Origin of the sequence: Aeromicrobium sp., from assembly GCF_036676885.1 — a bacterium.
Lineage (GTDB): Bacteria > Actinomycetota > Actinomycetes > Propionibacteriales > Nocardioidaceae > Aeromicrobium.
In genome coordinates, this window is record NZ_JAKFCB010000242.1 from 1 (window position 1) to 4,816 (window position 4,816).

Here is a 4,816-nt window from a genome sequence, read left to right on the forward strand (position 1 = left end):
CACCTGGACGAGGATGACCGCCGCGCCGACGAACACCGGGTCGGTGTAGGCCGCCAGGGTGATGACCCCGGCCAGCGCGAGGGACAGCAGGGTCGATCCGAGGCGTGACACCCCCGCATGATGCCAGTACGCGGAGTGCGATCGCTCGTCAGCCGCCCGCGAACGGCGGGAGGAACTCGACCGTGTCGCCGGCATGGAGCGAGATCGAGGCCGGCTCGCGTGCACCGACCGGCGTGTCGCCGACGAGGATCGAGCAGGTGGCGATCACGTCGTCGAAACGGTCCCGGTCGCGGTGCCTGAGGCTGATCTCGGCGAGGAGATCGGCAAGGCTGCCCGGCGGGACGTGCTCCTCGGCGGTCCCGGCGGCAGAGCGCGCAGCTGCCCAGTAGTGCACTGTGACGTCGTTCTCATTCACGTCACCTCGTGGCAATTGCTCAGACACATGACGTATTGTTGACCATGCAACGAGGCCACGGTGTTCCACCATGGCCTTTTGGCATATTTGGACCCGAAAGACCCGGCTAACTCACGCGGCACCGGAGGCTGACCACATGTCCCACCTGCTTCTCCTCACCAAGAGCACGCAGTCGTCCGTGGAAGTGTTGCCCGCCCTCGCCCTGTTGCCGCACCACGTCAAGATCCTCCCCGCCGAGGCGAGCGCGCTGCTCGATGCGCCGCCCTGCGACGCCGTGCTGGTCGACGGTCGCCACGATCTCGCGCAGGTACGCAGCCTGACCCGCGTCATCCGCACGACCGGCATCGAGTGCCCGCTCATCCTGATCCTGACCGAGGGCGGCCTCGCCGTCGCCGCGTCCGACTGGGGCATGGACGACGTCATCCTCACGACCGCCGGCCCGGCCGAGCTCGAGGCGCGTCTGCGGCTCGGCATCGGCCGCATCGCCGCATCGCTCGACGGCGACAACGAGAGCCACGTCATCTCCTCGAGCGGGCTCGTCGTCGACGACGCGACCTACACCGCGAAGCTCGAGAACCGCACGCTCGACCTCACCTTCAAGGAGTTCGAGCTCCTCAAGTTCCTCGCCCAGCACCCCGGCCGGGTCTTCACCCGCCAGCAGCTGCTGCAGGAGGTGTGGGGCTACGACTACTTCGGAGGCACGCGTACGGTCGACGTCCACGTACGCCGGTTGCGCGCCAAGCTCGGCACCGACAACGAGACCTTGATCGGCACCGTCCGCAACGTCGGCTACCGCTTCGTCGCCACCAAGACCGAGCCGAGCCGCGACACGGCTGACGCGTAAGCCCTAGAGGAGCATCGTCAGGCCGACTGTCAGGCCCATCACGACGACGAGGACCCGGAACAGCCACGGCGGCAGCCTGCGCCCGATGAGCGCGCCGAGGTAGCCGCCGACGAGCGAGCCGAGCCCGACCAGCACGACGGCGGCCCAGTCGAGGTCCGCCCAGATGACGAAGACCACGGTCGCCACGACGTTGGACGCGAAGATCGCCAGTGTCTTGAGCGCATTGATGATGCGCAGCTCGACGTCGATGCCCAGGGCGTAGAACGCGACGAGGATGACGCCCTGAGCGGCACCGAAGTAGCCGCCGTACACGCCCATCAGGGTCGAGAGTCCGGCCACCGGTCCGGACATCGTCTGACGGTCGCGCGGAGCGAGCCCGCGCCGGAGCGTACGTCGCCGCGCCCAGGCCGAGATCATCGGCTGTGCGGCGACCAGCGCGGACGCGAACAGGATGAGCCAGGGCACGATCGCCTCGAACACGCCCGGATCCAGGACCAGCAGGAGCGTCGCGCCGACGACTCCGCCCGCGGCGCTGGTCGCGATGACCGCCGAGCTGAGCCGCGGGTACTCCGCGAGCTCGCGGCGGTAGCCCAGGGCGCCGCCGACCCCGGCCGGCACCAGGCCGACGGTGTTCGACGCGTTGGCGACGACCGGCGGTAAGCCGACCGCCACCAGGATAGGGAAGCTGATGAGCGAGGCGGCCCCCACGGACGACGACGCGATGCCGGCCAGGAGCCCGCCGCCCAGCAACGCCAGCTGGTCCAGGTGATCCATCCGGGTCAGTCGCGCAGCAGCGCCACGTCGCTGACCATCTCGACGTGGTCGTGCATGGCCTCGGCCGCGGCCCGGGGATCCTTGGCGCGGATCGCGTCGGCGATCTTGCGGTGGGCCTTGAGCGAGTCACGGGGGCGACCCGGCTGTGACAGCGACTCGATGCGGGTCTCGAGGATCAGGTCACTGATCTCGGCCATCATGCGCGAGAGCAAGGAGGAATGAGCGGCTGCGGTGATGGCGGCGTGGAACAGCTCGTCGCCCTCGACGCCCCGGCCTCCATCCTCGATGTCACGAGCCATCTCGTCGAGCGCGGCGTCGATGCGAGCCATGTCGTCGTCGCTCCGGCGCTGCGCGGCGAGCGCGGCGAGCTTGGACTCCAGGGCGTCGCGGGCCTCGATGATCTCGGGCATACGGGTCGCGTGGGCGCGGATCGCGTCGATGATCTTGGTCGACGAGCGGGTCTCGGTCAGGACCGCGCCGTCACCGTGCCGTACGGCGACAACGCCGATGACCTCGAGCGCCACGAGTGCCTGGCTGACCGTCGCGCGGCTGACACCGAGCCTCGTGGCGAGCTCGCGCTCCGGCGGGAGCCGGTCACCCGGCTTGAGCCCGTTCTCGCCGATCCAGCCAGTGATCTGCTCGGCCACCTGCTCGTACAGACGAGGTCGGGTGAGCGGCTTGAGGCCGGTGAAAGATCTGCTGCTCATACGACCAGAGTATTGACAATTGGCGAGGTTGACTATTGGCTAGGCCACTGAACCAGTCATGGTGATGCGGCTCACAGCGGGTCGCGATGGGGGAAGGGAATTCGACATGGGTCCGGAATGGGTTGCGATCATCGCGCTGGTCGCGCTGTTCGTCCTCGGCACGTTGCTGCCGATCAACATGGGGGCGCTCGCGTACGTCGCGGCGTGGCTCGTGGGTATGTACTCGCTCAAGCTCGACGAGAAGGAGATCCTGGCGGGGGTGAGCGGTGACCTGGTCCTCACCTTGATCGGCGTCACGTACCTCTTCGCGATCGCCAAGAACAACGGGACGGTCGACTTCATCGTCACGAAAGCCGTCAAGGCCGTCGGCGGTCGCGTCGCGTTGATCCCGTGGGTCATGTTCGGCGTCACGGCGCTGCTGACCGGCATCGGGGCCGCGAGCCCCGCCGCTTGCGCGATCATCGGTCCCATCGCGCTCGGCTTCGCCGGCAAGTACAAGATCAACCCGCTCATGATGGGCATGTTCGTCGTGCACGGCGCCCAGGGCGGCGGCTTCTCCCCCATCAGCATCTACGGCGTCATCACGAACTCCGTGATGCGCGACAACGGCCTCGAGGTCGGCGAGATGACGCTGTTCCTGGCGAGCCTCGTGGTCAACCTGATCATGGCCGCGATCTTGTTCGTGCTCCTCGGTGGCGGCAAGCTGATGTCCCAGCGCATCGACCCCGACGAGGACGAGCTGATCGATGACCTGCACGCCGGAGGGGCAACCGTCCCCGCCCGCGGCTACGGCACCACGGCGCCGACCGGCACCAAGGCGCAGGGCGTACGCGTCGACCAGGTGCTGACCCTCGTCGCGTTCGTCGGTGTCGCGGTCGTGGCCCTTGCGTACGACAAGAACATCGGGTTCGTCTCGATCACCGCAGCGGTCGTCCTCAACATGCTCGCACCCAAGCAGCACACCGACGCCGTGCGCGCCATCGCCTGGCCGACGGTCCTGCTGGTCGCGGGCGTCAGCACGTACGCCGCAATCCTGACGCAGGCAGGCTCGCCCGAGTTCGTCGGCAAGTGGGCGGCCGGCCTCGGCGCAGCCGCGATCGGCGCGCTGATCCTCTGCTACGTGGGCGGTGTCGTCTCGGCATTCGCTTCCTCGACAGCGCTGCTGCCGATCATCATCCCGATCGCGCTGCCGATCATCGCCGAGCACGGCATCAATGCTGTCGCGCTGGTCGCTGCGCTCGCGATCGCATCGACGATCGTCGACGTCAGCCCGTTCTCGACCAACGGTGCGCTGATGCTGGCCAACCGTCCGGACACGATCACCGAGCAGACGTACTACAAGCAGATTCTGACGTACAGCTTCATCGTCGTGGTCGTCGGTCCGCTTCTCGTGTGGGCAGCCCTCGTGCTGCCGGGATGGTGAGCATGACTGCGCGATTCGGACCGCTCAAGGACCTGCTCGTCGTCGACCTCTCGCGCGCCCTCGCCGGGCCGCACGCCACGATGATGCTGGGCGACCTCGGTGCTCGTGTGATCAAGGTCGAGAACCCGCGAAACGGCGACGACACCCGCGGCTGGGGGCCACCGTTTCGCTGGCCGAGTGATGGCGGTCATGCCTCATCGCCTGAGGGTGATGACGCGGCGCGGGAGTCGACGTACTTCCTGTCGGCCAACCGCAACAAGGAGTCGATCGCGCTCGACCTGAAGCACGACGACGACCGCGACGTGCTGCTGGACCTCGTGTCTCGGGCCGACGTGCTGGTCGAGAACTTCCGTACGGGGGTGCTCGAACGCCTCGGGTTGGGGATCGCCACGCTGCACGAGCGCAACCCGCGACTCGTCGTGCTGTCGATCACGGGATTCGGCCACGACGGCCCGGAGGGCGGGCGAGCCGGCTACGACCAGATCGCGCAGGGCGAGGCCGGGCTCATGTCGATCACGGGTTCGGGGCCCGACGACCCGCAGAAGGTCGGCACGCCGATCTCCGACATCCTCGCGGGGATGTACGGCGCGTACGGCGTCATGGCGGCCCTGCACGAGCGCGAGGCGACCGGTGTCGGCACTGTCGTGCGTACG

6 protein-coding genes are annotated in these 4,816 nt (G+C 68.1%); 3 read left to right on the forward strand and 3 right to left on the reverse strand.

The window, feature by feature from the left end; genetic code table 11:
* Positions 1-148: 148 nt before the first annotated feature.
* Positions 149-415: a MoaD/ThiS family protein gene (locus V6M46_RS10845; protein WP_332664756.1), complete on the reverse strand. Its 267-nt coding sequence runs from the start codon at positions 413-415 to the stop codon at positions 149-151.
* A gap of 136 nt (positions 416-551) precedes the next feature.
* On the opposite strand from V6M46_RS10845, the gene V6M46_RS10850 reads away from it, so the two are divergent.
* On the forward strand, positions 552-1,259 hold the full coding sequence (locus tag V6M46_RS10850) for a winged helix-turn-helix transcriptional regulator (RefSeq protein WP_332664759.1): 708 nt from the start codon (positions 552-554) through the stop codon (positions 1,257-1,259).
* A 3-nt stretch (positions 1,260-1,262) separates the two neighbouring features.
* Here V6M46_RS10850 and V6M46_RS10855 read toward each other — a convergent pair whose 3' ends face one another.
* Both V6M46_RS10855 and V6M46_RS10860 read right to left on the reverse strand, forming a co-directional pair.
* A complete protein-coding gene (locus tag V6M46_RS10855; protein ID WP_332664761.1) occupies positions 1,263-2,033 on the reverse strand; it encodes a sulfite exporter TauE/SafE family protein in 771 nt (256 codons plus the stop codon).
* 5 nt (positions 2,034-2,038) lie between these two features.
* Entirely contained in the window at positions 2,039-2,740 is a 702-nt protein-coding gene (locus V6M46_RS10860; protein ID WP_332664763.1) for a FadR/GntR family transcriptional regulator, read from the reverse strand.
* Between the two features lie 106 nt (positions 2,741-2,846).
* On the opposite strand from V6M46_RS10860, the gene V6M46_RS10865 reads away from it, so the two are divergent.
* Positions 2,847-4,163 carry an SLC13 family permease gene (locus tag V6M46_RS10865; RefSeq protein WP_332664764.1) on the forward strand — a complete coding sequence of 439 codons (1,317 nt, stop codon included), beginning with the start codon at positions 2,847-2,849 and terminating at the stop codon, positions 4,161-4,163.
* A 2-nt stretch (positions 4,164-4,165) separates the two neighbouring features.
* Positions 4,166-4,816, forward strand: a 651-nt coding sequence (locus tag V6M46_RS10870; RefSeq protein ID WP_332664767.1) for a CaiB/BaiF CoA transferase family protein, incomplete at its 3' end; no start/stop codon positions are given.

Coding starts and splice junctions, on each gene's coding strand:
- V6M46_RS10855 (WP_332664761.1), bottom strand. CDS start 2,033: ATGGATCACCTGGACCAGCTGGCGTTGCTGGGCGGCGGGCTCCTGGCC.
- V6M46_RS10850 (WP_332664759.1), top strand. CDS start 552: ATGTCCCACCTGCTTCTCCTCACCAAGAGCACGCAGTCGTCCGTGGAA.
- V6M46_RS10860 (WP_332664763.1), bottom strand. CDS start 2,740: ATGAGCAGCAGATCTTTCACCGGCCTCAAGCCGCTCACCCGACCTCGT.
- V6M46_RS10865 (WP_332664764.1), top strand. CDS start 2,847: ATGGGTCCGGAATGGGTTGCGATCATCGCGCTGGTCGCGCTGTTCGTC.